This window comes from Acrocarpospora phusangensis (assembly GCF_016862995.1).
GTDB classification, from domain to species: Bacteria; Actinomycetota; Actinomycetes; order Streptosporangiales; family Streptosporangiaceae; genus Acrocarpospora; species Acrocarpospora phusangensis.
This window is the reverse complement of the sequence record NZ_BOOA01000093.1, coordinates 1-26,777: the sequence shown is the minus strand read 5'-3', so window position 1 is coordinate 26,777 and position 26,777 is coordinate 1. Positions and strand designations below refer to the sequence as shown.

The 26,777-nt window shown below is 70.7% G+C and carries 24 protein-coding genes; 10 read left to right on the top strand and 14 right to left on the bottom strand.

From position 1 onward, the window contains the following. A partial coding sequence (locus tag Aph01nite_RS35150) for an SPFH domain-containing protein (RefSeq protein ID WP_204045373.1) occupies positions 1 to 663 on the top strand: 663 nt, incomplete at its 5' end. Positions 664 to 779: 116 nt separating this feature from the next. Here the strand turns inward: Aph01nite_RS35150 and Aph01nite_RS35145 are convergent. From Aph01nite_RS35145 to Aph01nite_RS35135, 3 genes are all read right to left on the bottom strand, one after another. Further along, positions 780 to 2,381: a GTPase gene (locus tag Aph01nite_RS35145; RefSeq protein WP_204045372.1), complete on the bottom strand. Its 1,602-nt coding sequence runs from the start codon at positions 2,379 to 2,381 to the stop codon at positions 780 to 782. Next, positions 2,378 to 4,090, bottom strand: coding sequence for an ABC transporter (locus tag Aph01nite_RS35140; RefSeq protein WP_204045371.1), 1,713 nt, complete (start codon positions 4,088 to 4,090; stop codon positions 2,378 to 2,380). Before Aph01nite_RS35140 ends, Aph01nite_RS35145 begins: the two co-directional genes overlap by 4 nt. A gap of 90 nt (positions 4,091 to 4,180) precedes the next feature. After that, positions 4,181 to 4,642, bottom strand: coding sequence for a hypothetical protein (locus Aph01nite_RS35135; RefSeq protein WP_204045370.1), 462 nt, complete (start codon positions 4,640 to 4,642; stop codon positions 4,181 to 4,183). A 181-nt stretch (positions 4,643 to 4,823) separates the two neighbouring features. Here Aph01nite_RS35135 and Aph01nite_RS35130 point away from each other — a divergent pair, with 181 nt between their 5' ends. Further along, positions 4,824 to 5,348 (top strand): DUF6609 family protein, encoded by a 525-nt coding sequence (locus Aph01nite_RS35130; protein ID WP_204045369.1) that lies wholly within the window; start codon positions 4,824 to 4,826, stop codon positions 5,346 to 5,348. Between the two features lie 4 nt (positions 5,349 to 5,352). On the opposite strand, the gene Aph01nite_RS35125 is transcribed toward Aph01nite_RS35130, so the two are convergent. The 8 genes from Aph01nite_RS35125 to Aph01nite_RS35090 all read right to left on the bottom strand — a co-directional run bounded on the left by Aph01nite_RS35125 (position 5,353) and on the right by Aph01nite_RS35090 (position 13,785). After that, positions 5,353 to 5,802, bottom strand: a complete 450-nt coding sequence (locus Aph01nite_RS35125) for a MarR family winged helix-turn-helix transcriptional regulator (protein ID WP_204045368.1) — start codon at positions 5,800 to 5,802, stop codon at positions 5,353 to 5,355. Positions 5,803 to 5,804: 2 nt separating this feature from the next. After that, positions 5,805 to 7,382, bottom strand: a complete 1,578-nt coding sequence (locus Aph01nite_RS35120) for an MDR family MFS transporter (RefSeq protein ID WP_239162215.1) — start codon at positions 7,380 to 7,382, stop codon at positions 5,805 to 5,807. A gap of 136 nt (positions 7,383 to 7,518) precedes the next feature. After that, positions 7,519 to 9,132 (bottom strand): sensor histidine kinase, encoded by a 1,614-nt coding sequence (locus tag Aph01nite_RS35115; RefSeq protein WP_204045367.1) that lies wholly within the window; start codon positions 9,130 to 9,132, stop codon positions 7,519 to 7,521. 47 nt (positions 9,133 to 9,179) lie between these two features. Beyond that, positions 9,180 to 9,848 carry a response regulator transcription factor gene (locus Aph01nite_RS35110; RefSeq protein ID WP_204045376.1) on the bottom strand — a complete coding sequence of 223 codons (669 nt, stop codon included), beginning with the start codon at positions 9,846 to 9,848 and terminating at the stop codon, positions 9,180 to 9,182. 130 nt (positions 9,849 to 9,978) lie between these two features. Continuing rightward, entirely contained in the window at positions 9,979 to 10,533 is a 555-nt protein-coding gene (locus Aph01nite_RS35105; protein WP_204045366.1) for a DUF5666 domain-containing protein, read from the bottom strand. A gap of 47 nt (positions 10,534 to 10,580) precedes the next feature. Next, positions 10,581 to 11,864, bottom strand: coding sequence for an ABC transporter permease (locus Aph01nite_RS35100; RefSeq protein WP_204045365.1), 1,284 nt, complete (start codon positions 11,862 to 11,864; stop codon positions 10,581 to 10,583). Further along, positions 11,861 to 12,595 (bottom strand): ABC transporter ATP-binding protein, encoded by a 735-nt coding sequence (locus tag Aph01nite_RS35095; RefSeq protein ID WP_204045364.1) that lies wholly within the window; start codon positions 12,593 to 12,595, stop codon positions 11,861 to 11,863. Before Aph01nite_RS35095 ends, Aph01nite_RS35100 begins: the two co-directional genes overlap by 4 nt. After that, complete coding sequence (locus Aph01nite_RS35090) at positions 12,592 to 13,785, bottom strand: efflux RND transporter periplasmic adaptor subunit (RefSeq protein ID WP_239162214.1); 1,194 nt, start codon at positions 13,783 to 13,785, stop codon at positions 12,592 to 12,594. The genes Aph01nite_RS35095 and Aph01nite_RS35090 overlap by 4 nt, the downstream gene beginning before the upstream one ends. A 117-nt stretch (positions 13,786 to 13,902) precedes the next feature. Between Aph01nite_RS35090 and Aph01nite_RS35085 the strand changes: the two genes are divergently transcribed. Continuing rightward, entirely contained in the window at positions 13,903 to 15,420 is a 1,518-nt protein-coding gene (locus tag Aph01nite_RS35085) for an efflux RND transporter periplasmic adaptor subunit (protein ID WP_204045363.1), read from the top strand. 29 nt (positions 15,421 to 15,449) lie between these two features. Further along, a complete protein-coding gene (gene thpR / locus Aph01nite_RS35080; protein ID WP_204045374.1) occupies positions 15,450 to 15,998 on the top strand; it encodes an RNA 2',3'-cyclic phosphodiesterase in 549 nt (182 codons plus the stop codon). Between the two features lie 110 nt (positions 15,999 to 16,108). On the opposite strand, the gene Aph01nite_RS35075 is transcribed toward thpR, so the two are convergent. Beyond that, positions 16,109 to 17,080, bottom strand: coding sequence for an aldo/keto reductase (locus tag Aph01nite_RS35075; protein ID WP_204045362.1), 972 nt, complete (start codon positions 17,078 to 17,080; stop codon positions 16,109 to 16,111). Positions 17,081 to 17,178: 98 nt separating this feature from the next. Here Aph01nite_RS35075 and Aph01nite_RS35070 point away from each other — a divergent pair, with 98 nt between their 5' ends. From Aph01nite_RS35070 to Aph01nite_RS35060, 3 genes are all read left to right on the top strand, one after another. Then, positions 17,179 to 18,180 (top strand): hypothetical protein, encoded by a 1,002-nt coding sequence (locus tag Aph01nite_RS35070; protein ID WP_204045361.1) that lies wholly within the window; start codon positions 17,179 to 17,181, stop codon positions 18,178 to 18,180. Between the two features lie 69 nt (positions 18,181 to 18,249). Then, positions 18,250 to 18,540: a Fe-S cluster assembly protein HesB gene (locus tag Aph01nite_RS35065; RefSeq protein WP_204045360.1), complete on the top strand. Its 291-nt coding sequence runs from the start codon at positions 18,250 to 18,252 to the stop codon at positions 18,538 to 18,540. Positions 18,541 to 18,666: 126 nt separating this feature from the next. Next, positions 18,667 to 21,477 (top strand): SCO7613 C-terminal domain-containing membrane protein, encoded by a 2,811-nt coding sequence (locus Aph01nite_RS35060; RefSeq protein WP_204045359.1) that lies wholly within the window; start codon positions 18,667 to 18,669, stop codon positions 21,475 to 21,477. Here the strand turns inward: Aph01nite_RS35060 and Aph01nite_RS35055 are convergent, their stop codons facing one another. Continuing rightward, positions 21,478 to 21,840 carry a hypothetical protein gene (locus Aph01nite_RS35055; RefSeq protein WP_204045358.1) on the bottom strand — a complete coding sequence of 121 codons (363 nt, stop codon included), beginning with the start codon at positions 21,838 to 21,840 and terminating at the stop codon, positions 21,478 to 21,480. It lies immediately after the preceding gene. Positions 21,841 to 21,917: 77 nt separating this feature from the next. Between Aph01nite_RS35055 and Aph01nite_RS35050 the strand changes: the two genes are divergently transcribed. The 3 genes from Aph01nite_RS35050 (at position 21,918) to Aph01nite_RS35040 (ending at position 24,913) form a co-directional block, all read left to right on the top strand. Further along, positions 21,918 to 22,931, top strand: coding sequence for an NAD-dependent epimerase/dehydratase family protein (locus Aph01nite_RS35050; RefSeq protein WP_204045357.1), 1,014 nt, complete (start codon positions 21,918 to 21,920; stop codon positions 22,929 to 22,931). Then, positions 22,928 to 24,088, top strand: a complete 1,161-nt coding sequence (gene lhgD, locus Aph01nite_RS35045; protein ID WP_204045356.1) for an L-2-hydroxyglutarate dehydrogenase — start codon at positions 22,928 to 22,930, stop codon at positions 24,086 to 24,088. The genes Aph01nite_RS35050 and lhgD overlap by 4 nt, the downstream gene beginning before the upstream one ends. A 114-nt stretch (positions 24,089 to 24,202) precedes the next feature. Next, a complete protein-coding gene (locus tag Aph01nite_RS35040) occupies positions 24,203 to 24,913 on the top strand; it encodes a response regulator transcription factor (protein WP_204045355.1) in 711 nt (236 codons plus the stop codon). A 9-nt stretch (positions 24,914 to 24,922) separates the two neighbouring features. Here the strand turns inward: Aph01nite_RS35040 and Aph01nite_RS35035 are convergent, their stop codons facing one another. Beyond that, positions 24,923 to 26,200 (bottom strand): MFS transporter, encoded by a 1,278-nt coding sequence (locus Aph01nite_RS35035; protein ID WP_204045354.1) that lies wholly within the window; start codon positions 26,198 to 26,200, stop codon positions 24,923 to 24,925. Positions 26,201 to 26,777 lie beyond the last annotated feature (577 nt).

The following is a 26,777-nucleotide window of genomic DNA, read 5'->3' as shown; positions in this document are numbered from 1 at the left end:
AGCCAGCTGCGCGGGGTGCTGGACGAGGCCACCGGCAAGTGGGGCATCCGGGTGAACCGGGTCGAGATCAAGGCGATCGACCCGCCGCGCACCATCAAGGAGGCGATGGAGAAGCAGATGCGGGCGGAGCGGGACAAGCGTGCCGCCATCCTCACCGCGGAGGGCTTCCGCCAGTCGCAGATCCTCACCGCCGAGGGTGAGAAGCAGAGCGCCATCCTCCGCGCCGAAGGCGAGCGGACCGCCCAGATCCTCAAGGCCGAGGGCCAGTCCCAGGCCATCGACGAGGTCTTCCAGGCCGTGCACCGCAACGACCCGGACCCCAAGCTCCTCGCCTACCAGTACCTGCAGATGCTGCCCCAGCTGGCCCAGGGCCCCGGCAACACCTTCTGGGTCATCCCCAGCGAGGTCACCTCAGCCCTCCAGGGCGTCTCCAAGGCCTTCACCGAGGCGCTCCCCCAGTCCGCCGCCACCCGCGAGCGCCAGCCCAGCCAGGCCGGCAGCGAGGCCGTCGCCGAAGCCGAACGCGCCGCCGCCCAAGCCAAGGCCGAAGCCGACGAACCCCCCGGCTCCCTCCGCTCCATCGAATCCGCCAACGCCGTAACCGACGCCCTGAAAGACCTCACCACCCCAGACCCGGCCCACCACCCCCGCAACCAGGACTGAATCATCGACCGGATAGCCAAGCGCACTCGTTCTTGGCGCCGGTGCGGCGAGAAGCGTCACCTGCGTGAACGGCGCCGGATGACGGCGAGCAACCCAACAGGCCTCCAGCGGACCCGTCAGCTGGAGGCCTTTTCGATTGCCTCGGCGAACGTCCGGAAGCGGGTGAGTTCCTCCTGCGCCGGAGCGAGAACCAGCCGTTCGCCCACTTCGGTGACACTCGCCCGCAGCGCTTTCCCAGCCTTACGCGCACGCCGCCGCCCACCCAGCCACGCGGCCACCCGAGAGAGCAAAGCGACGATCAGCCCCGCCAACGCCCCGCCGATAAGCAACGCGGTCGGCCACGGCAACTGCCCGACCGTCGGCGCCGAGAACTCCGGAAGCTGCAAATAGCCCAGGGCGAAGTAGACGAACAGCCAGAGCGCGCCGACGAGCATCGTCGCGAACAGGAGCCACTGCAGGAAGCCGACCGCCCGCCACCAATGCGGCCGCCTGGACGCACCGAGCGAGGTCGTCGCCACAGCCCGATCGAGCGCGTCGGCCAGCTCACCACTCCGGCTCCGGGCCGCATGCCTGACCACCCCCGCCCAAGGCTCCGGAACCCCACCCCCCACCTCGGCCCCGACCTCACGAATCGCCACATCCATCTGCGACCGCTGCACCGACGTCGGCCCGGGCAACGACGTACGCCCAGCCGCCTCCACCGTCCCCAGATGGAACCGCCGCAACGGATCCGGCCGGAACTTCCGCAGCCACCGCGTGATCGGCCACCCCGTCGCGACAACCGCCCGATGCCGATGCGCCTTGGCGACGGCGGCCACCACCAGCGGCACCCCCGCAGCCTCCGCCAGCGCACCCGCCAGCGGTTTCGTCAGACGATCGACGGAGTCCGTACCGGCGTCGGAGGTGAGGTTGGCGGCGGCGCCGAGGTGATCGGCGGCCCCGGCCACGTCGGCGGCGAGCCGGCTGGCCCACGCCTGACGACGCGCCACCCGATCGGTGAGCAACCCCCGCAACTCACCCAACCCCGCACCGGTACGCGCCGACACCCCCAGCACCGGCACCCCATCCAGCCCATCCTCCCCAAGCAACCGCCCAAGATCTCCCAAACACCGCCGAACCGCATCATCAGGTAGCCGATCAATCTGATTGAGCACGATGACGGTCACATCCCGATGCCGGGCAAGCTGCCGCAGATACCGCTCATGAATGGCCGCATCCGCGTATTTCTGCGGATCCAGCACCCACACCAGCAGATCCACCACCGCCACCAGCCGATCGACCTCCAGCCGATGCGCCAGCTCGATCGAGTCGTGATCCGGCAGATCCAGCAGGATCAGCCCCGACAGCGGCCCGTCCCCGCTCCCCGTCACATGCCGCAACGGCACATCCAGCCAGTCCAGCAGCGGCCCGGAACCCTCCGGATCCCAGAGCGCCGCCTGCGCCTTCGACGTCGTCGGCCGGGTCACCCCCACGGACGCCAGCTCCGACCCCGCGAACACGTTGAACAGCGACGACTTCCCACTCCCCGTGGCCCCCGCCAGCGCCACCACGGTGTGCTCGACCGACAGCCGCCCCCGTACGCCGGCCCGCGCCACCACCGCCCGCGCCGCCCCGACGACAGCCCCGTCCAGCCGCCCCTCACCCAGATCCGCCGCCGTCCCCAGGGCGCTCAACCGCTCCTCCAGCGGCACCGTGCGATCCCTGCGCAAGATCTTCACGCCGGCAGCTCCCGCTTCCGCTCCTGTACGGCCCGCGCCGCCACCCGCAACGCCTCGGAATCCGGCGCCCCCAGATCCGCCAGCAACCCGGTGAACCGCCCCTGCTCCACGTCCAGCAGCCCCCGCACCCGGTCCCGCAGGTCGGCCCGCGCCTGCTCGGTGAGCTTGCGCACCGCCTGATCCCCGAAGACCGCTTCGAGCAGCTTCTGGCTCAGCACGCTGGTCCCGCCCGCGATCCCGACCTCCAGCCCGGTCAGCCCTCCGGTGGACGCGAACACGGCCAGCATCAGCAGCAGCCCCAGCCCGTTCACCCCGAACGACGCCGCCTTGGCCGTGGTGCGCTTCTCCGCCCCCTCCGACCTGACCAGTTCGAGCACGTACCCCTGCCAATCCCGCACCGCGGCCCCGGCCCGCGCGGACAGTTCGGGCGAGGCCCGCCCCAGCCGTCCCGCCGTCGCCACGCCCGCGCGCTCCAGCAGATCCCGCCCCGACGGCGTGGCCAGCCACGCCTCGACCGCACGCTCGGCGGACCCGTCGGCGGTCGCCCTGATCAGGGACTCGACGCCGCTCTCCAGCGCCGACCTGAGCTGCCGGTCCGGCGCGGGCCTGCCGGTGATGACGGCCACGATGCGGTCCCGGATCCACCCCACCCGCGTCTCCAGCGACCGCATCAGATCGCCGGTCCCGATGAAGTCCTGCCACCGCGCCAGCACCTCGCCGCGCAGCAGCGAACCGTCCCGCATGCCCTCGTCGAACCCGCTCATCCCGACGTCGTAGCTGCGCTCGGCCAGCCCCCGCAGCTCCCCGATCCCCAGCCGCTGCCGATCCGCCGCGGCGGCCAGCGCCGGCACCCGTACGGCCAGGCTGTCGAGCGCGCCCGCCAGCGTCTGCCGTACCACCTCGCCGCGCGCCTTCGCGTCGGCGGACAGTTCGGCCAGCCACTCCCTGATCGGCCGTACGGCGGTCTGCGGGAGCCGGGCGTTCTCCTCCGGCAAGGGCAGCTCGGGGATGACGAACATGGGGGTGTCGCCGAGCCCGTTGACTCCGAGCAGCCGCCGCAGGTCCTTGCTGACCGGATCGATCGCCTCCGCCGGAGCCCGCTGCAGGATGATCCCCAGGGCGGTGCTGCGCTCTCTGGCGGTCCGCAGGAACCCCCAGGGCACCTCGTCCGCGTACCGGGCGGCCGTGGTCACGAACAGCCAGAGGTCGGCGGCGGCGAGCAGCTGCGCGGCGAGCTGCCGGTTGGCGACGACGACGGAGTCGATGTCGGGCGCGTCCAGCAGCGCGAGTCCCGCCGGGACCGAGACCGTCTCGACGATCTTCAAGGTGCCCGGTTCGCCGGGACCTTCCCCGGTGACACGCGGCAGGCCCGGGAGCACGTGCGCGGCCGTGAACCAGGCGGCGTCCTCCGGGTTGGCCACCAGCGTGGGCGCCAGCGTGGTCGGCCGCAGCACTCCCGGCACCGTCACATCCGTGCCGACCAGCGAGTTCACCAGGGTCGACTTGCCCGCGCCCGTGGATCCCCCCACCACCGCGAGCAGCGGCGCGTCGATGGCCGCCAGCCGTGGCAGCAGGTAGTCGTCGAGCTGCCCGACCAGTTCCCTCAGCGCACGCCGGTCCGCCGCCACATCCCCGATCGCCAGCGGAAACAGGTCGTGGTCGAGCGCGCTCCGCAGGCTCCGCAGAGCCGTCAGCAGCTCATCGGCCATGCCCCGGACCTTCCCTGTGGATGGCCTCAGCAACGCCTCATTGACCACTAATTTGCCGAGATATCGCCATTATCACCTCGGCGGACGCCGTCAGGTGGTCGGCGAAGGACGCTCCGGCAGCAGCGGCCGGCACTTCTCCAGCGCCTTGGCGACCTTCGGATCGGCCTGGTCGAGATCGGCCATCCCGCGGACCTGCTCCACCCCGTTGTCCTTCATGCACGTACGGAACGCGTTCAGCGCGGACCCGTCACGACCGCCCCACTGCCCCGGACCACCCGACGGCAGCAACGCCCGGCACGCCTCCATCGCCTCCCGCGCCTCCGGATTGGCGGCGAAACCCCCCGGACCGCCTCGCCCGCCGCTCGGCCGCGGGAACGGGGACCCACTGGGCCGGGGAGCCGGGGTGACACCGTGCTCGCGCAGGCACTCGGACAACGCCTGCCGCTGCCCACCCGTCGGTTGCGCGCCCGTGGGCACGGCATCCGCCCCGCCGCAGGCGGCGGAGCCCAGCACGACGGCGACGACGGCGAAGACCCGAAGAAACGCGATCACGGACGTGACTCCCGGGGACTCAGGGCCGGGGGGTTCCGACCATCCCCGATCCCACCCCGGCCGGATGGGAACCACGTGAAGCCCGCCTGTAAGTCACCTGTCAATCCGGCCGAACCGGAACGGTTGTCATAAACATGCTCGACAGACCATAATTCGGCCCATTCTCCCGAGAGAAGAGGCTATGAGCACGTCCCTGATCGCCGCCCTCACCCACCCGTACCCACTGATCCGGGGCGGGGGCATCTTCCTCATCTGCGTGGGACTCGGCTTCTTCCTCGGACTGTTCTTCCCCCGCCGCTGGATCCCACTGGCCGCGGGCGGGTTCATCGCCGGCTTCACCTGTTCGGGGCTGAGCGCGCTGCTGCCCTCCCTCGGCAGCCCGTCGTTCCTCAACATCGCCGCGCTCGTGGTCGCCGTCCTGTTCGAGGTGGCCGCGATCGTCTACCTGGTCAGGAAGTTCGGCGACTCCGACGAGCGGCGGCTGACCCTGAGCATCATGCTCGTGGTGGGCCTGCACTTCGTGATCATGGGCTGGGCGCACGGCCCGCTGATCGCCGCCCTGGGCGTGCTGACGGCGATCAACGCGGCCGTGGGCCTGTTCGCGCTTCCCAACGCCCCGATCAAGGCGTTCTACCTGCCGGACAGCGTGCTGAAGATCGCCTTCGGGGTGTGGATGCTGGTGTTCTATCCGGCGTACGCGTTCTGAGCTCTCACAGCTCCGAGCCGAGGGTCCTGTTGTAGTGGCCGAGCGCGTCGACGAACTCGGCCAGGGTCTCGTCCGGCCACTCCGCCAGTTTGTGGTCGCGCCGTCGGCGCAGGCCGGCGGCGGCGTCGGACACCCGCTCCGCGGCGACCTCGCTGGCCGAGATGAGCGTCGCGCGGCCGTCGGCCGGATCAGGCCCGCGCACGATCAGGCCCAGCTCACCGAGATGCGTCAGGTGGCGGCTGACCGCGCTCTTGTCGAAGTCGAGGTGCTCGACGATCGACGAGGCGCGGGCCGGGCCGTTCTCGGTGAGCCAGGACAGGACCAGGTACGCGGCGGGCTGGAGCTCCGGATGCACGGCCCGCGCGTGCGTGGCGATCACACCTTTGATCCGGCGCAGCAGGACCGCCATCTCGCACTCGAGACGGCGCAGCGAGTCGATCCGGCTCCTGGTCACCCTTAGATGATCCCCTGCGCCTCGACCTCTTCGCTCGTGTGCACGGTCGTACGGAGCGGGACCTCCTTGATGAACAGCACGCACAGCAGCGCCAGCACCGCGAACGGCACCGAGACCAGGAACAGCTCCCCGATCGAGGCGCCGAAGGCGTGCTCGAAGACCGCCCGGACCGGCGCCGGCAGCGTGCTGAGGTCCGGGATGCCGTCCGCGTGCTGCGCGCCGGTCGGGACGCCCAGCTCCTTGAGGCCGGCGGCCACCTTGTCGGAGACCTGCGCCGACAGCAGGGCGTCGAGCGCGGCCACCCCGGCCGTGCCGCCGATGGAACGCAGGAACGTCACCAGCGAACTCGCGGCGCCCAGGTCCGCCGAGGACACGATGTTCTGCACCGGCAGCACCAGGTTCTGCATGGAGGCCCCGACGCCGATGCCGAGCAGGCACATGAAGACGCCCACCAGGACCAGGTTGGTGGTCTCGTCGATCGTGCCGAGCAGCCCGCACCCGGCCACGACGAAGATCATGCTCGCGACCAGCCACCTCTTCCATTTGCCGGTCACACTGATGGCCCGGCCGCTCACGATGCTCGACACGAGCAGGCCGCCGACCAGCGCGATCGACATCAGTCCCGCCTGGGTGGGCGACATGCCGCGGGCCAGCTGGAAGAACTGGCTCAGGTAGACGGTGGACGCGAACATGGCCACTCCCACGAACACCGACGCCAGCGTGGCCAGCACCACCGTACGGTCCCGGAACAGGCCCAGCGGGATGACGGGCTCGCGCGCGACGCGGGCCTCCACGTACACGGCGACGCCGATCAGCGCCAGGCCGCCGAGGACGAGCAGGGCGCTGGTGCCCGACAACCACGCGAACTGCTGCCCGGCGAGCGACACCCAGACCAGCAGCAGCGAGACGCCCGCCATGATGAGCGTGGCGCCGAGGTAGTCGATGCTGGCCTCGCGCTTCACCACGGGCAGGTGCAGGGTCTTCTGCAGCAGCACGAAGGCGGCCAGGCCGAACGGCATGCCGATGAAGAAACAGCCGCGCCACCCGAGCACACTGTCGGCCACCAGGCCGCCGATCAGCGGGCCGCTGACGGTCGCGGCGGCGAACACGGCACCCATGTAGCCGGAGTAACGTCCCAGGTCACGCGGGCTCACCATGCTCGCGATCACGATCTGCACCAGCGCCATCAGGCCGCCGACGCCGAGGCCCTGCACGAGCCGGGCACCGATGAGGACGCTCATGTTCGGGGCGAGGCCCGCCACCAGCGAGCCGGTGATGAAGATGGAGAGCGACAGCTGGACCAGGAGCTTCTTGCTGAACAGGTCGGCGAGCTTGCCCCAGATCGGCGTGGTCGCCGTCATGGCCAGCAGGGTGGCCACGATCACCCAGGTGTAGCCGGTCTGGCTGCCCTTGAGGTCGGCCACGATGCGGGGGAGCGCGTTCGTCACGACGGTGCTGGAGATCATGGCGACGAACATCGCCAGCAGCAATCCGGACAGGGCTTCCAGGATCTCGCGGTGGGTCATCTGGTCGGGGACATCGGAGCCGGCAGCCGCCAAGGACTGTGCTTCGGAGGACACGCACACTCAATTCATCGAGGACAAAAAGGTTGATATTAGTCAACCATAGGCCTCACGTCAGGGACTCACGGGGAGCCTGATGCGCGGACGGACACCTGTTGCGGTGTCCATTCCCGGTGATCGCGAATGCGGTGCTTCAGCTGCTCATGGGCAGCCGGATGCGGAAACGCGCGCCCGGGGCGGTGTTCTCCGCGGTGATCGTGCCGCCGTGGGCGTGCACGAGCGCGGCGGCGATGGACAGGCCCAGACCCGTGCCGCCGGAGTCGCGCGTCCGCGACGGATCACCCCGGTAGAACCTCTCGAAGACCCGCTCCGGATCAGGCACCCCCGGCCCCTCGTCCGCCACCTCGATGACCGCTTCCCGGCCGGCGACCCCAGCCCTTCGCTCAGCGGAATCGGCCGCCGCCTGCCGACTGGCGGCACCAGGGCCCCCGTCGGGCCGCGGCGTAGTCGCCTTCCGGCCAAGCGCGCCGTTCTCCCCGCCAACCCGAGCGGTGAGCGCCTGCCCGGTGGGGAGGATGCCGACGCCGACGCGGAAGGGGGTGCCGGCGGGGGTGTGGCGGAGGGCGTTGCCGACGAGGTTGCCGATGACCTGGCGGAGGCGGGCTTCGTCGCCGCCCACAGTGACGGGTTCGTCGGAGTCGTCCAGGCGATGGAGTTCGATCTCGCGGTCGGGGGCGAGCAGCTGGGCGTCCAGGACGGCGCCCGCCGCCAGGCTGAGCACGTCCACCGGCTCCCGTTCGAACGGCCGCTGCTGATCGAGGCGGGCGAGCAGCAGCAGGTCGTCCACGAGCAGTCCCATCCGGGCGGCTTCGTCCTCGATCCGCCGGACCAGCCCGGCCAGGTCGTCGCCCGGATTGCGGCCGTGCTCCTGCCGGTAGAGCTCGGCGAAGCCGCGGATGGACGTCAGCGGAGTGCGCAGTTCGTGCGAGGCGTCCGCGACGAACCGCCGCATCCGCTCCTCCGACCGTTTCGCCTCGTACGCGGAGCGGTTGGCCGCCGCCTCCGACGCCTCCCGATCCTGGAACGCGGCCTCGATCTGGGTGAGCATGCCGTTGATCGCCCGCCCGAGCCGTCCCATCTCGGTACGGCGATGCCGCATCGGCACCCGCTGCGACAGGTCTCCCGCGGCGATGGCGGCGGCCGTGCGCTCGACTTCGCCGAGGGGGCGCAGGCTGCGCCGTACCAGCCAGTAGCAGGCGAGGCCGAGGGCGACCAGGACGGCTCCGCCGGCGCCGGCCACGATCGCCGTCAAGCGGGAGACCGTACGTTCGAGGTCGCCCATGCTCATGGCCACCACCCGGCTCTGGCTGTCCCGCCCGGGTACGGCGACCACGCGCCACGGCGGGTCCGGACTGTTCACGGAAGGGACCGTGAACGCCTTGCCGAGCCGCTGGCGCACCTCGTCGGCGGTGAGCCGCGGCAGGGCGGGCTTCTCCGCGCCGGGGGACTCGGCCACCGTCCTGACCAGGTCGCCGCGCGCGTCGAGGATGCTGACGTGGAAGAGGCCGGGGAACCGCTGCGGCCGGGGCACGCCGTCCCGGAACCGCAGCTCCGAGATCGGGACGTCGATCATGTCGCGGAGCGGCCTGCTGGCGGCTGCGAGCTGCTCGTCCACCCGCTCGGTCAGGTAGCCGCGCAGCAACTGCACGGCGAACCCGCCGGTGAGCGCGATCGCCAGGGTGACCATGGCGAGCGTGCCCACCACCAGCCGCAGCCAGAGCGGCGTCCGAGCGAGCCTCTTCTTCACAGGCGAGTCACCGGCTTCCTCGTGGGCGGGTCATCGGCCTGGCGGTGTCACCGGCGGGGAGCGCGGAGCACGTAGCCGACGCCGCGCAGGGTGTGGATGAGCTTGGGCTGGGTGGTGTCGATCTTGCGGCGGAGGTAGGAGACGTAGGACTCGACGACGTTGCGGTCGCCGCCGAAGTCGTAGTGCCAGACGTGGTCGAGGATCTGCGCCTTCGACAGCACCCGGCCTTGATTGATCATGAAATAGTGCAGGAGCTTGAACTCGGTCGGCGAGAGACGCACCGGACGGCCCTGACGCCAGACCTGGTGGGCTTCCTCGTCCAGCTCCAGATCGGCGACCTGAAGCCGGGCCGGAAGCCCGGGATCTCCCCCGGTACGGCGGAGCACGGCCCGGATCCTGGCCAGCACCTCCTCCAAGCTGAACGGCTTGGTCACGTAGTCGTCGCCCAGCGCGAGACCGGCCAGCTTGTCCTCGGTGTTGTCCCTGGCGGTGAGGAACAGCACCGGGACCCGCCGGCCGGTGGAACGCAGCCTGGCGGCGACCGCGAACCCATCCATGTCAGGCAGCATAACGTCGAGAACCACCAGGTCAGGACGGACGCGTTCGGCCATCGGCACGGCCTCCCCGCCGTCCGACGCGACCACGACCTCGAACCCCGCGAACCGCAGACTCGCCGCCAGCAACTCCCGGATGCTCGGCTCGTCATCCACGACCATCAACCGCGCTTCGGCCGTCACCGGCGACCTCCTCCGCCCTGGCCGTCCCCAGGAAGTGCCGTCTCGGCGGGAAGGACCATCACGGCCTCGACGGCGGCGGCACCCCCCAGCCAGGAGGGTGTCCCCGCTCTCATCGGCGACCGCCCATGCCGGGGAGGCCGCCCTCGCTGACCGAGGTGGCGGCGACGTTGCCCTCGGCGTCGCGTTCGCCCTGGACGATGACCGTGCTGCCGGGCTTCAGGTCGGTGACCTTGCCCTCCTTGGAGATCTGGATCTTCGTGTCGCCGTTCGTGGTGACGACCGTGGTGCCGCCGTCGGCCTCGACGTAGATCTTGTCGCCGTCGACGAGCTTGACCGTGCCGAATGTCGTACCGGCCAATGCGCCGCCGAAGCCGCCCTGGCCGCCCTGACGCTGCCCACCGCCCTGGCGCAACCCGCCGGCCTGGCCGCCCTGCCCGGCCAGCAGCCCAGCGATCATGGCCTGCCGATCGCCGGAGCCGCCCCACAGCTTCTGGGCCTGGATGCCGAGCAGCACGCCCGCCATCAGCACCACACCCGCGGCCAGCGTCACGGTCAGTTTGGACGTCCTCGCCCGCACCGGACGCGCCATCAGCTCACGGTCGAGATCGTCGCCGTACGGCGACGTCTCCAGCAGCTCACCCGGAGCCGTCCTACGCCTGCCCACCCTCGTGTCCTCTCATCCGAACGATCATCCGATCGTCATTCGATGCGTCATTCGAAGCGCAGCGCTTCGATGGGCCGCAGCTTGGCGGCGCGGTTGGCGGGGTAACTGCCGAAGAACAGCCCGATCGCGACGGACACGCCCAGCGCGAGCGCGACCGAACTGGGCACCACCGACGGCGTGATCCCGGCGATGGTGAACTGGGCCCCGGCCACCGCGACCGTCACGCCGAGCAGGCCGCCGAAGAGGCTGAGGATGGTCGCCTCGGCGAGGAACTGGCCGAGGATGGCGCTCCTGGGCGCGCCGATGGCCTTGCGGATGCCGATCTCCCTGGTCCGCTCGGTGACCGTGACCAGCATGATGTTGGTGATGCCGATGCCGCCGACCAGCAGGCTGATCGCGGCCACCGCGCCGAGCAGCACGGTGAACGTGCCGATGGCGGCGCCGACCGTCTCCTGGAGGGTGGCCTGGTTGAGGATGCGGTAGTCGGCGGTGGCCGTACCGGTGATGCCGTGGCGCTGGTCGAGGACCTGGGTGATCTCGTCCTGGGCGGTGTTGACGGTGTCCGCGCTGGTGGCCTGGACGAGGATCTGGCCGAGCGGCCCGAAGCCGGTCAGGCTCTGCTGCACGGCCGGCAGCGGCGCGATCGCCAGGTCGTCGCCGTCCTGGAATCCGGACGAACCCGACTCCTTCAGGACGCCGACCACCGTGAACGGCACCCCGGTGACGTTGATCTGCTTGCCGACCGGGTCCACCTCGCCGAACAGGTTCTCGGCCACGGTCTGGCCGATCACGATCACCTTCCGCGCGGCGATGACGTCGTCGTTGAAGAAGTACGTGCCCTTCGCGACCGGCTTGTTGGACGCCTCGAAGTAGCTCGGGTAGGTCCCGACCACCTGCTGGACGGCGTGGCTGGCGCCCTCGTAGGTGGCCGTCTGGTTGGACGCGGTCACCACCGGGGAGACGCTCTGCACCGACGGCGCGTTCGTCCTGTCGGCCAGCGCCCGCGCGTCGTCCACGGTCAGCGCCTTCGCCTGGGTACGCGGCCCCGAGTTCTGCTGCCCGCCGTTCCCCCCGCCGCCGAGCAGTCTGCCGAAACCGCCGCCTCCGCCGCCACCGCCACCTCCGCCGGAGGTCGTGGAGGAGACGGTCAGCGAATTGGCCCCCAGGCGCTGGATGTCGCTCTGGATCTGCCGGGACGCGCCCTCCCCCACCGCGACCAGCAGAATCACGGCGGCCACGCCGATCAGGATGCCGAGCGTGGTCAGCGTGCTGCGCATCTTGTTGGCCATGAGCCCGCGTACGGCGAACCGCAGCACTTCGAGCGTGTTCACATGCTCACCTCTTCCAGCCGGGGCGGCGGCCCGGCCACCGGCGACTGGCGGATGTCCGCGATGACCTGCCCGTCCATCAGCCGGACGACGCGTTTGGCGTGCGCGGCCACGTCCGGCTCGTGGGTGATCACGACGATGGTCCGGCCGCCCAGGCTGAGCTGGTCGAAAATGCCGAGTACGTCCGCCGTGGAGGTGCTGTCCAGCGCTCCCGTGGGCTCGTCGGCGAGCAGCAGCGTCGGCGCGTTCACCAGCGACCGCGCTATCGCCACCCGCTGCTGCTGCCCGCCGGACAGCTCGTTGGGCTGGTGGTGCACCCGGTCCGCCAGGCCCACCCGCTCCAGCGCGGCCAGCGCCCGCCGCCTCCGCTCCGCGGCCTTGATCCCGCCGTACGCCAAGGGCAGTTCGACGTTCATGAGCGCGCTCATCCTCGGGATGAGGTTGAACGACTGGAACACGAACCCGATCTTGCGGTTCCGCACGACGGCCAGCCGCGTCTCGTCCAGCCCGCCGACGTCGGTGCCGTCCAGCCGGTACGCCCCTGACGACGGCACGTCCAGGCAGCCGATGATGTTCATCAGGGTGGACTTGCCGGATCCGGAGGCACCCATGATGGCCACGTAGTCGCCGGGTTCGACGGTGAGGGTGACCCCGCGCAGCGCGTGCACGGCCGTCTCCCCTTCGCCGTAGATCTTCCACACATCCCGGACGTCCAGTACGAGCGGCGTGCTCATCGGCTCCCTCCGCCCTGACCGCCGCCACCCTGACCGCCACCGCCACCGCCGAACCCGCCACCGCCGCCACCGCCACCGCCACCGCCGCCGCGGATGAAGCCGCCGCCACCGCCGAAGCCGCCCGGGATCGGGAAGCCGCCGCCGGTGGTGGAGGTGGACGCCGGGCGGACGACCTGGTCGCCCTCGTTCAGGCCGGAGACGATCTCGGTGGTGGTGTCGCCCTTCACGCCGACCTCGACGCGGGTCCTGACCTGGCGGCCGTTGTCCAGCACGGTCACCGAGCTCTGGCCGCCGGCCGTGGTGATCAGCGCGGTGGGGAGGGTCAGTACGTCCTCGACCGTCTCGACGGTCACCTGCACGCTGGCCGTCTGGCCTAGCCGTACGGTGGGCGGGACCTGGGAGAGGGTGATCGTGGCCGCGTACTGGACGACGTTGTTGGTCGTCTGCGGCTGGGGGTCGATGACGGTGACCTCGCCGGTCGCGGAGATGCCGGTGAGTGCGTCGAAGGTGACGGTGGCGGCCTGGCCGACCTTGAGCCTGATCACGTCCGCTTCGGTGAACTGGCCGACGATGCGCAGCTTGGTGGTGTCGGCGATCTCGATGAAGCCTGAGCCGGTGCTCTGGGCGGAGGCCGTACCGGCGGAACCGGAACCCCCCGAACCTCCGGATCCGCCGGAGGAGCCGCCCACGGTTCCGTTGACGGCCATCACCGTGCCCGCGTAGGGGGCTTTGATGACGGTCGCGTCGAGGGCGCGTTTGGCGGCGCGGTAGGTGTTGCGGGCGTTGATGTACTGGGAGTAGCCGGAGGCGGTCGAGGTGTCGGCGTCGTCGGCCGCGTCCAGGCTGGCCTTGGCGGCCTCCAGGGACTCGCGGGCGGCCGTGTCGTCCAGCCGGGCCAGGACCGCGCCCTTCTTGACCCGGTCCCCCGGCTCGACCTTGATCGATTCGACGGTGCCGCTGGTCCCGAAGGTGAGCGATCGGGTCCGCGCGCTCTCCACGGCTCCGGACGCCGACACCGAGGCCGTCACGCTGCCCCGAGTGACCGGCGTGGTCAGCGGCGCGGCCCCGGCCGGGGAGCCGCTGCCCAGCGAGGCGTACGCGGCCGCCACGCCGCCGAGCAGCAACCCCCCGAGCAAGAGATTCACGATCAGCGCTCTGCGCTTCGTCGACAGCTTCACGAGGATCGACACTGCCGGTTCCCGCTTGAGTCCAGCTCCGGTGTCCCTGAAGGTTTGCTGCCAACACGCACAGCCAACTCTCAGGCAGGGTTAAGCGGGTCATGACGCGGGCTCGCCAGGATGACCGCCATGATGTCGAGCAGCCCGTCCTCCCTCCTGCGCAAGGGAGGGCTCGCCCTGGCGGCGATCGTCCTGGTGAGCACCGGCGTGATCTACCTGAACGCCGGCGACTCCGCCGCGGCCCCCCGCCTGGACTACGTCGCCGCCTCCCGCGGCACGGTCGTCGCCGCGGTCTCCGCCGCCGCGACCACCGTCGACAACGGCAAGCGCGACCTCTCCTTCACCTCCCAGGGCAAAGTCCGGAAACTCTACGTCTCCGTCGGCGACAAGGTCACCAAGGGCGCCATCCTCGCCCGCATCGACGACACCCTCGCCAAGGAGAACTACACCGCCGCCAAGGCCGCCCTAGCCGCCGCCGAAGAAGCCCTCGACAACGGCGGCTCGGTGTCAACCGCCAATGCCGCTTCGAGCGGCGCTTCCGGCGCGGGAGGGTCCGGGACTGGGTCGGCATGTCCGCCGTCGAGCAAGCCGAGCGCCAGCCCCACCGGGAAGCCTTCGGCGAGCGCGAGTGGGCGGCCGAGCGCGCAACCGAGTGCCCAGCCGAGTTCCGGGCGGTCTTCGGGCTCGCCGGAAGGGTCGCCTTCCGATCCCACGATGGTGGAGCCCGCCTTCGGCGGGTCGGCCGGCGGCTCCCCGGGACGCGACGGCTCCGGTGACGACAAGCCGCGTGCGCCCAAGCCGGGGGATGTCGGTGTCGACATCCAGACCGAAGCCCCCGCGCCGAGCCCGAGCCCCTCCCCCACCTCTACTCGCCCCACCCCCAGCTGCACCGGAACCCAGGGCCAAGGAACTCAGGGAGGGCAGGGAACGCAGGGGCAAGGCGCGCAAGGTGGGCAGTTCCGGCAGGGTGGGGGGTCTGGCGGGGGTGGTGGTCAGGGCAGGGTGATGACTGAGGCGGAGTTGGAGGCGGACGTCAGCAAGGCCACCACGGATCTGGCGGAGGCCAAGGAGGCTCTGGCGGGAGTCACCATCAAGGCTCCCGCGGCGGGAACCGTGCTTTCCATCGCCGGAACCGTCGACACGGACTACACGAACGGCACGTTCATCACACTCGGCGACCTGGACAACCTCCAACTCCACGCCCTGTTCACCCAATCCGACATCGGCCACCTCAAAGTCGGCCAACCAGCCGAAATAACGCTCACCACCGACCAGACCACCAAACACACCGGCAAGGTCAGCCATATCGACCCAACCGCCACCACCACCGACCGCCTCGTCCAGTACGGCGTCACCGTCACCTTCGACGACCATCCCGAAGGTCTCCTCCTGGGCCAGTCCGCGACCGTCGTCGTCACCACGGCGGAAGCCGAGAACGCGGTCTACGTGCCGGCGAGAGCCGTACAGACGAAGGCGGACGGGACGGCCACGGTCACCACCGCGTCTGGGCAGACCAAACCGGTCAGTGTGGGCATTCGCAGCGACCTGTACCTGGAGATCACCAGCGGCCTGGCCGAAGGCGACAGGATCGCGCTGCCCGACGCGACCACCGCTGAGGGATTCCCGGACCGCACGTTCCCCGGCTGAGCCGCTGCGAGAATCCCCGGGTGAGCAGAATGTTCGTGGCGCTGGTGCCGCCGCCGGACGTCCTGGCCGAGGTCGAGGCGGTCGTCGAGCCGCTGCGACAGGAGTGGCCGGGCCTGACGTGGGTTGAACCGGCTAATTGGCACATCACGCTGGCGTTTCTCGGGGAGGTGCCGGACAGGGCGCAGGCCGAGTTGCGGGTCAGGCTGGCGAGGGCGGCGGGGCATCATGAGCCGCTGACTCTGGCGCTCGGTAAGGCGGGGGCGTTCACCAGGAGCGGACGGGCGAACGCGCTGTGGTTCAGCGTACGGGCGCCCGCCCGGCTGGCGAGACTCGCCGGTTCCGTGGCGGCGGGTGCCCGCAGAGCCGGGGCCGGGCAGACCGACGACCGGCCCTACCGGGCCCATTTCACGCTGGCCAGGTCACGGAAGGCCGCCGACCTGTCCCCGCTCGTGGAGGCGCTGAGCTGGTTCGACGGCACGCCCTGGCAGGCGACCAGCGTGCGGCTGTTCGAGAGCCATCTGGGTCCTCCGCTCCGGTATGAGCCCATCGAGGCCTACCCACTGGGCGGGCCCGATTAGGCTCAACGGCGTGGATCGTCCTCGCCGCTGGCTGGTGCCGACCGTGCTGGCCCTGCTCATGTTCATCGTGGTGCTGGGCGCGCTGGTCAGCTGACCTCGCGCGCCCAGGCTCACCAGGCGTACGCCTCCGGCGCGGTCCCCCCGGGGCCGGGGAAGATCTCGTCCAGGCGGGCCAGCGCCTTGTCGTCCAGCTTGATCTCCAGTGCCTGGGTGGTGCCCTCCAGCTGGTCGGCCGTACGCGGGCCGATGATCGGGGCGGTCACGGCGCGCTGGTGGAGCAGCCAGGCGAGGCCGACGTTGGCCGGGTCCTCTCCCAGGTCATCGCAGAACGCCTCGTACTGCTCCAGTTGCGGACGGAGGCGCTCGATCTCGGCCTGCTGGTCCGGGGTGGCCGTACGGCCCTTCTCGATCTTCCGGAGGACGCCCCCGAGGAGACCTCCGGCGAGCGGGCTCCACGGGATGACCCCGAGCCCGTAGTCCTCGCAGGCCGGCAGCACTTCGAGTTCGACCGAGCGCTGCAGGAGGTGGTACTTGGACTGCTCGCTGACCAGGCCGAGGAAGTTGCGGCGGCGGGCCGACTCCTGGGCCTTGGCGATGTGCCAGCCGGCGAAGTTGGACGAGCCGACGTAGAGGATCTTGCCCTGGGTGCGCAGGACCTCCATGGCCTCCCAGAACTCGTCGAACGGGGTGTTCCGGTCGATGTGGTGGGCCTGGTAGATGTCGATGTAGTCGGTCTGCATGCGCTTCAGCGAGGCGTCGCAGGCGCGGCGGATGTTGAGCGCGGACAGCAGGTTGTCGTTGGGCCAGTCGCCCATGGAGCCGTACAGCTTGGTGGCGATGACCGTCTTCTCCCGGCGACCGCCGCCCTGGGCGAACCAGCGGCCGACGATCTGCTCGGTGACGCCCTCGCCCTTCTTCCAGCCGTAGACGTTGGCCGTGTCGAAGAAGTTGATCCCGAGCTCGTGCGCGCGATCCATGATCGCGAAGGAGTCCTCCTCGGTGGTGTGGGGGCCGAAGTTCATCGTGCCCAGACAGAGTTTGCTGACCTTGAGTCCGGTTCTGCCGAGTTGTCCATACTCCATGCGCCTCAGCTTATGAACCTGGAGTGGACTCCAGGCGAGCCCGTGGGATGAGCATCCGCGATGATTGGCCCATGGGGCGCGGACCGGGGGGACTCTGGATGAAGGTCATCGGGCTGGTGATGCTGGGGGTGCTGGGGGCGCTGACGTCGGCGCCCGCCTGGGCGGCCGCACCCGACGACAGTGAGCGCATTCTGTTCACCTTCAGGGATAAGAGGATCACCGAGTCCAGTGGTATCGCGCTGTCGCCGACGCATCCCGACATCGTCTACACCCACAACGACAGCGACGCGGGAGCGCAGTTCTTCGCGGTGGGCATGGACGGCCGTACCCGGGCGACGTTCACCCTGGCCGGGGCGGAGGCCAGGGACTGGGAGGCGATGGCCGCCTCCACGGACCCGCAGACCGGGCGCGGAATCCTGTGGTTCGCCGACATCGGCGATAATTTGGACGGCGCATGGGCGGATATTTCCGTCTACAAGGTCATTGAGCCGGAGCGCGTGAGAAACGCCACTCTTGAGGCGGTCCGATACCGGTTCCGGTACGCGGACGGCGCCCGGAACGCCGAAGGCATCATGGTCCACCCCAAGACCGGCCGCCTGTACGTGATCTCCAAGGAATTCTCCGGTTCGATCTACCAGGCGCCCAGGACCCTCCGTACCGACCGGACCAACGTGCTGCGCCGGGTCGGCGAGGCTCCGATCATGGCCACCGACGCCGCGTACGCCCCGGACGGCTCCAGTTTCGTGATCAGGACCTACTTCTCCGCCTCCGTCTACAAAGCGCCGGGCAAACTGCTCTCCAGAGTCACCATGCCGGCGCTCGCCCAGTCGGAGTCCGTGGCGTACACCCGGGACGGATCCGCCCTGCTCACCGGCTCGGAGGGGGCCGACAGCCCGGTCTACGAGGTCCCGCTCCCGGCCGCGGTGACCGGTGCCGGAGAGTCGCCGAGCCCGGCCCAACCGGCGAAGGCGCCGACGGCGAAGCCCGTGGCGGCGGCCGATTCCGGCGGCGTCTCCACCGCGATGATCGCGATCTGGGTCGGCGTCGCCGTGGGCGCGATGGCGATCATCGGAATCATCGCCCGCTGGGCGCTTCGCTGACCGGGATGTGTGAACTCGCCGGTCCGGGGCAAGGAGGGACGAAACACCCGACCAGAACGAGGAGTCATCGTGCTCACACTGACGGAGAACGCCGTACAGGTGATCCGTGATCTCACCGCGCAGTCGACGGATTCGGCGGACACGGGCATTCGCATCGCGGGACAGGCCGACGAGCCCGGCGCGCTGCTGCTCTCGGTGGCGGACGCGCCCGCGGTCACCGACCAGGTGATCGACGTCGAGGGCGCCCGCGTCTTCCTGGACGCCGAGGCGGCCGACGTGCTCGACGACAAGTCGCTGGACGCCGCCATCGACGAGCAGGGCGGGGTCTCCTTCCGGATCGAGCGCCAGAGCTACACCTGAGCTCATCGAGATCTCGGCCCTCCTCCTGACGCGGAGGGCCGAGATCCCTTTTTAGGGTCCTACTCACGAGTAAGTGAGTACATGTACGCATAGTGCGCGGACGGTCCGAACCGGCATTGTTCAATCATGAACTCCGGTGGTCCCCTTCCGTGCCCCGACTGCGGTCAGCAGCTGACCGGGCCACACAACGCGTGCCCCGCCTGCGGGCTGCCGCTCGTCGGCCCTGCCGCCACCGAACTGTGGCGGCTGGACGTCGCGCTGGCCGATCTGCGGGCCCGTGAGGGCCATCTCCTGGCCCGGCGCGAGGTGCTGCTGAGGACGCTCCGGTCGGAACGCGCCAGAACCCCGGTCATGGCCTCGGCTTCAGCTCATCCCGCGTGGAACCCTGGTGTGCCGCAGGGACCTCCGCCGGGCGCTCCCGCGGGCCCCGGGCGGCCGGCGGATATGTCCGGCAGGGCCGTACAGAACCTGCTGCTTGGTTTGGGTGGGTTGCTGCTGGTCGTGGCGGCCGTGGTGTTCACCGTGGTCAGCTGGGGGTACCTCGGGATCGGCGGGCGGGCTGCCGTGCTGCTGGGCTTCACCGCGCTGACGCTGGCGACGCCGCTGGTGCTGCTGCGGCGCGGCCTGAACGCCACCGCCGAGACGGTGTCGCTGCTCGGGTTCGTACTGCTGCTGCTCGACGGCTACGCCGCCTGGCAGGTCGGCCTGGCCGGACTCGACCGCATCGATCCGCTCATCTACACCGGCGTCCTGATCGCCGTCGTCTCCACCCTCTTCTGCCTGTACGGCCTGCTCGTGCACGTGGTCGCCGAAGAACAGATCCGCGCCCTCAAACTGGCCGTCCCCGTGGCGATCGGCTTCGGCCAGCTGGCCCTGCCCGTCCTCACCATCGAGCACAGCCCGCTCTGGATCACCACCGCGCTGGTCGCCACCACCGCGATCGACCTGCTGCTCTGGAACGTGCTCAAGCGCCGCACCGCCGCCGTCTGCTTCTGGATCACCTGGAGCCTCGGCACGGTTCAGGGCGTGCTGCTGACGATCCAGGAGAACGACCTCAGAGGCGCGTTCGCCATCTCCGGCGTGCTGACTGCCGCCGCCGTGATCGCCCTTCTCCAGGCCACACGCGGCAAATGGACGGTCCCCCTCGGGGCAGGCGCGGCCATCGCGCTGGCGGCCGCGCTGGCCTACCCGCTGCGGCTGTCCGTCCCGGCGGACTGGTGGCTCGTGCCGACCCCGCTCGCGGCCTTCCTCGTCGGCGGGATCGCCGTGCTCGCCCGGTTCAGGCTCGGCGCGCCCGGCCGCCGGCTCGGCAAGGCGGTCGCGATCGGCGCCGGTTCCTTCGGGCTGCTGACGGCCACCCCGGTGCTCATCCCGGTCGGCATCGCGCTGGCCGGACCGCTGGAGCGCAGCGGCGTCTGGGGCGACCGGCGTACGGTGTGGGACGGCCCGCGCGCCCTGGGCACCCGCGACGAGCTCGGCCTGAACCTGGTCACCATCACGCCGCCCATCCTGGTCGTGGTCGCGGCCGTCGCGGTCGCGCTGGCGGCCTGCGCCGCACTGGTACGCCGGAGGACCGCGCCGATCGTGTCCGCCGTGGCGGTGACGGCCGTCCTGCTGGCAGTCCTGCCGGTCGCGCTCAACCTGCCCTTCTGGGTGCTGATCGCCGTGCAGCTCCTGGTCGTGGCCGGACTGGCGGCAGGGGCCGTGTTCGTGGGGTCCCTGGCCCCAGCCGAAGATGACGCCCGTGTTCAGGGGACAGAATCGACGGCCGGAGCCGTGTTCGGAGGGCCCTTGGCCCCGGCCGGAGATGACATCGGTGTTCAAGGGACAGAACCGACGGCCGGAGCCGTGTTCGGGGGGTCGTCGCCTGCGAGCCCAGATCATGCCCATGTTCGGGCGGCGGAGTCGGCAGCCGGACCCGAGGCCGGCATGGCCCCGGCCGCGGGCCAGGATGGTGCCCTCGTTCAGGCGAGGGCCGGGTTCGACGGCCGGTTGATGGAGGGCGCGCTCTCGGTGCTCGGGCTGGCCATGGTCGCCGAAGTCGCGGCCTGGGCGCTGATCTCCGAGACGGCGACCCTGATCTCGGCGGCCGTGCTGGCGGTGATCGCGGCGGGAGTGGCGTGGCGGGCGAGTCTGCCTGCCGTACGGGCCTGGGCGGCTGGAGTGGCGACAGCGCTGGCCGGTGGTGAGGCGGTCGCGGTGTGGCTGGCGGCTGACCTGGATGCGCGGTATCTCACGTTCGTTCTGCTGGCGGTGGCGGCGCTGGCCGCCGTGGCCGCGTGGCTGCTGCCGAGGGACGTGGAGGGGGTGGAGGTGGCCGCGTGCGGGCTGGCCGGGATCGGACTGGCGCTCGCGGTGGACCGGCGCATGCTCAGCATCGCGCTGGCCCTGGCCGGGGTCATCGCGGTCGGCAGCGCCCTCCGCGCCGACCGCCGCCAAGCCGGATATGTCGGCACCGCGCTGCTTCTGCTCGCCTCCTGGACCCGCCTCAGCGCGGAGGGCGTGGAGGTCGTCGAGGCGTACACCGTGCCCGTCTCGGTCGTGCTGCTGGCCTTCGGCTGGTGGCGCGCCAGGACCGCGTCCTCCTGGCTCGCCTACGGCAGCGGCCTCTCCTTCTCCCTGCTCCCCAGCCTGTACGTCCTGTACGCCGAGCCCGAGCACTGGATCCGACCGCTGGCGCTCGGCGTGGTCTCACTGGCCGTCCTGCTGGCCGGGGCGCGCTGGCGGCTCCAGGCGCCCGCCCTGCTCGGCGGGTTCACGCTGGCCATGGTGGCCGTGCACGAACTCGCGCCCTGGGTGTCGGAGCTGGTGCTGAGCGTGCCGCGCTGGGTGCCAGTGGCGGTCGGCGGACTGCTGCTGCTCCTGGTCGGCGCCACGTACGAGGCACGGCTGCGGGACGTCCGGCGGTTCGGCTCCATGATCAAGGGCTTGCGCTAGTCACATCCTGGCGACGAACCGTTCGCCGCGCAGCGCGCGCTCGACCACGGCGATGGATTCGGCGAGGGCGACCAGCCGGGGACCCTCGTGGCGGTAGACCTCCAGGACGGCCTCCACGACATGCGGCGGGAGATGGTCCTTGAGGTCGACGGCGGCCTCCCGGTATCCGGCGCGGGCCGCCTCCACCTCGGCCCGCACGTGGTGGTGCGCCATCCGGGCCAGCGCGAGCGGGTGGCGGCGGAGCACGCCGTACGCACGGTAGTCGGGCGGCACGGCGTCGAGCAGCCAGTCGACGGCGGAGCTCTCCCAGTCCGGGCTGCCGGGCGGGCGCACCTCGGACGGCCATTCCGGAGGCACGTACATCCTGCCATCATACCGAACACAAGTTCGATGCCGAGTGGACCTATTGCGATGGGTATGCGCCGGGCTAACTTTTCGGGATGCGGGTAGTTGTGACCGGTGCCACGGGTTTTGTCGGGTCGCATGCGGTCGCCGCGCTCAGCGCCGCCGGGCACGAGCCCATTCTGCTCGTACGCAACCCGGAGAAGGCCCGTAAGGTCCTCGGCACGCTGGGGCTTGACCAGGACTTCGACGACTTCGCCATCGTCGAGGCGGACGTCCGGGACGCGGCAGCCGTACGGGCCGGGCTGGCGCGAGGGGAGGCGGTCCTGCACTCGGCGGCGGAGATCGCGATGGGGCACGGGGGGCTGGCCGCGACCAACGTGGGCGGGCTGCGTAACGTGCTCGGGCAGGCGGCCGAACTGGGGCTGGACCCGATCGTGCACGTGTCCACGACGGCGGTGTTCGTGCCGCCGCAGGGGCCGGTGATCACGACGGAGAGCGCGCTCGCGAGCCCGCGCAACGACTACGGCAAGACGAAGATCGCCGGGGAGCGGTACGCGCGGGAACTGCAGGATCAGGGCTCACCAGTGACGATCGTCTACCCCGGCGGGTGCTGCGGGCCGCACCAGCCGACCCTGGACTCCCTCAACGAGGGCCTGGTCGCCGGGCTGAAGCAGGGCTGGCCGATCGCGCCGGGCGGGCTCGCCCTGGTGGACGTGCGGGATGTGGCGTCGGCGCTGGCCGCGTGCATGGTGGCCGGGCAGGGCCCGCGCCGCTACCTGCTCGGGGGATATTTCCTGACCTGGACGCAGCTGGCGGACTTATGCGACGAGGTCACCGGGTTGACCGGGCGGCGGTTCCGGGTGCCGGCGGGGGTCCTGCGCGGCGCCGCCGCCATGCTCGACACGGTCAAGAAAGTTTGGCGGATCAAGTATCCCCTCACGAGGGATGCCGTCGAACTCATGGTCACAATGGTGCCGACTCAGGACAGTTCTACCCTTGAGGGGCTGGGGATTACGCTCCGCCCCGAGCGGGAGACGATCGCGGACGCGCTGCGCTGGCTTCGCGATGAGGGGCACATCGACGCGGCGAAGGTAGGGCGGCTGACATGAGAATCGGGGTTGTCGGAGCGGGAATCCTGGGGCTGGCGGTCGCGCGGGAGCTGACCGCCAAGGGCGCCGAGGTCACCGTGCTCGACAAGGAGGACCAGGTCGGCGCGCACCAGACCGGGCACAACAGCGGCGTCGTGCACGCGGGCATCTACTACCAGCCGGGCTCGCTGAAGGCGCGCCTGTGCCGGGATGGGGTCGCGCTGCTCCGGGAGTACTGCGCGGAACACCGGCTTCCGTACGAGGAGGTCGGGAAGCTCGTCATCGCCTCCACGCGCGGCGAACTCGCCGGTCTGCAGCGCATCGCGGGGCGCGCCACCGAGAACGGCGTCCCCGGCATCGCCGTCCTGGACGCGCTCGGCCTGCGCGAGATCGAACCGCACGCGGTCGGCGTCGGCGCCGTGCACTCCCCGCACACCGCGATCGCCGACTTCCCCGCCGTCGCCCGCAGCCTCGCCGGTTCCCTGGACGTACGCCTCGGCAGGCCGGTCCGCGCGATCCGGGAGACCGCGTCCGGGGTCGAGGTGCTGGCCGGGCGGACCCGCTTCGCCTTCGACCGGCTCGTCGCCTGCGCCGGGCTCGGCACGGACCGGGTCGCCGCCATGGCCGGACAGCCGGGGGACGTGCGCATCGTCCCGTTCCGCGGGGAGTACCTGCGGCTCACCGGCGCCGCGAAGGGCCTGGTCAGGGGGCTGATCTATCCGGTTCCCGATCCCCGGTACCCGTTCCTCGGCGTACACCTGACGCGGCGTATCGACGGCGAGGTGCTGGTCGGGCCGAACGCGGTGATGGCGCTCGCGTTAGAGGGCTACTCCTGGTCGAAGATCTCGCTGAAGGACCTGCGCGGCATCGCGGCCTGGCCGGGCACCCGGCGCATGGCCGCCCAGCACTGGCGGACCGGCCTCCGCGAGGTGTACGGCTCGCTGGCCAAACGCTCATTCCTCAAGGCCGCCCGGCGCTACGTGCCGTCGCTCACCAAGGAGGACCTGGTCAGGACCGAGGGCGGCGTCCGGGCCCAGGCCGTGGCGCGAGACGGCTCCCTCCTGGACGACTTCGCCATCGACACCCACGGCCCGATCGTCCTGGTCCGCAACGCGCCCTCCCCCGCCGCGACGTCCAGCCTGGCCATCGCCCGGCACATCGTGGGTTCGATCTTCTGATCGCGGGCTTCGGCAGCCGCCCGGCCCTCGATCGTGGTTCGATCTTTGACAGCGCCTTTAAGGCGAGGTTCGTAGAGTGCCCAGCATCCGTTCATGTCGCCTCAAGAAGCTGCCATGATGCCTGAATCCCCCACGTCCCCCGAAGCCCGGCTCCTGATCGTCGAGGACGAACCCAACATCCTCGAACTCCTCGGCGCCAGCCTCAGGTTCGCGGGCTTCGACGTGCGCACCGCCTCCGACGGCGCCGCGGCCGTCACCGCCGCCCGCCGCCACCGCCCCGACCTCATCGTGCTCGACGTCATGCTCCCCGACGTGGACGGCTTCGAGGTGGTACGGCGACTGCGCGCGAGCGGCACCTACACCCCCGTGGTCTTCCTGACCGCCAGGGACGCCACCGAGGACAAGATCCGCGGCCTCACCCTGGGCGGCGACGACTACGTCACCAAGCCCTTCAGCCTCGAAGAGGTCGTCGCCCGCATCCGCGCCGTCCTCCGCCGCACCTCGGGCGACCGCTTCGCCGCTCCGCCCCGCCTCAGCTTCGCCGACATCGAGCTCGACGAGGAATCCCACGAGGTCTGGCGCGGCGGCGCCGCCGTCTCCCTCTCCCCCACCGAGTTCAAACTCCTGCGCTACTTCATGTCCAACACCGGCCGGGTGCTCTCCAAGGCCCAGATCCTCGACCACGTCTGGGACTACGACTTCCGCGGCGACGCCGGCATCGTCGAGTCCTACGTCTCCGTCCTCCGCCGCAAAATCGACAACAGAACCGCTCCCCGCCTGATCCACACCTTGCGCGGCGTGGGGTACGTCATGCGCTCCAGCTGAGACCCCCGGTCAGCGGCCGAGGGCGTCGGGGGCGGTGGTGCGGCGGAAGACGCGTCTGGCGGCGCGGGCAGGGCGGATGGGTACGGCCAGGCCCTTGCGTTTGGCGACCATCCGGGTGATCAGGAGGGCCAGCACGACGCCGACCAGGCTGAGGGCGCCGGTCGCCATGACCGCGATCCGGGGGCCGGCGATCTCCGAGAGCCAGCCGACCAGGGGTGCTCCGATGGGCGCGCCGCCGGTGAAGACGAGCACGTAGATGCCCATGACCCGGCCGCGCATCTCGTGCGAGGCGCCCATCTGGACGGTCGCGTTAGCGGTCGTGTTCACGGTGATCATGGCCATGCCGGCCGGGACCAGCAGGACCAGGAACGTGATGTACCCGGGGGCCAGGGCCGCCATCATCTGAAATATCCCGAAGAAGGCCGCTCCCAGCAGCAGGAACCGGCGGCTGGGCTTGATCCGCCGGGCCGCCAGCAGGGCCCCGCCCAGCGCACCGATCGCGAGCGCGCTCGACGCGATACCGAACGCCGAGGACCCCGCGTTGTAGACGTTGGTCGCCATCAGCGCGATGGCCGTCGAGAAGCTCTGCGCGAAGACCGCGACGAACGCCACGATCAGCATGGGCAGCAGCAGGTCAGGCCGCCCGCCGACGTAACGCAGCCCCTCCCGGAGCTGGCCTTTCGCCCGTGGCACCCGCGCCGGCGTGCGCAACTCGCTCTTGCGCATCAGCAGCAGGCCCGCGATCACCGCCCCGAACGACACCGCGTTCACCATGAAGATCGGCCCGGTGCCCATCCAGTAGATCAGCACACCCGCCAGCGCCGGCCCGACCACCCGGGCCAGATTGAACGTCGAACTGTTCAACGCGATCGCGTTCGAGAGATCGTCCTGCCCGACCATCTCCACCACGAACGCCTGCCGGGTCGGCACCTCCACACAGGCCAGCAACCCCAGCAGGAACGCCATCACGAAGACATGCCACACCTGTACGGCCCCGCTCACGATGAGCACACCCATCGCCAGCGCCAGCAGCCCCATCAACGACTCGGCCACCACCAGCAACCGCCGCTTCGGGTACCGGTCGGCCAGCATGCCGCCCCACAACCCGAACACCATCACCGGCAGGAACTGCAACGCCACGGTCACCCCGAGCGCCGTCCCGCTCCCCCCGGTCAGGCTCAGCACCAGCCAGTCCTGCGCCGTCCGCTGCATCCAGGTCCCCACATTGGACACCACACCCCCGGCCGCGAACAGCCGGTAGTTGTAGCTCCGCAACGACCTGAACATCCCCCCACGGGTGGCCACAGCCCCCACAGGCTCCGCCGCCGCTTCCTCCGCCACGGACTCGGAGACTTCCACGGAAGCCTCGGCGGCCTCCGACACGCGGGCAGTCGCCTCAGGACAGTCGGCGGTGCCCGGGACGGCCGCAGCAGGAGTCCCGGAGATGCCCGCAGTGGTCGCAGGGCCCTCCTCAGAGTTTCCGGGGGCCCCAGCCGACGCGTTGGACGACCGGAGCTGGATGTCTGGGGCTGGCGGCGCTGAATCCGCCCAAGTGGGCCAGCCAGCCGACACGTTGGACGGCCGGAGCTGGATGTCTACGGCCGGCGGCGCTGAGCCAGTCGGGGCGTTGGACGGCCGGGGCCGGATGTCTGCGGCCGCCGGCGCTGAGCCAGTCGGGGCGTTGGACGGCCGGGGTTGGATGTCTGCGGCCGTCGACGCTGAGCCAGTCGGGGCATTGGACAGCCAGGGGTGGATGTCTGGGGGCGGGAGGACAACGTTTGGGGCGTTGTCCTGCGCCTTCTCGTCAATGGCGGGGGTGGCGGACTCGGCGGGGCGCGAGCGCTCGGACGGGTGGGTGGGTGGG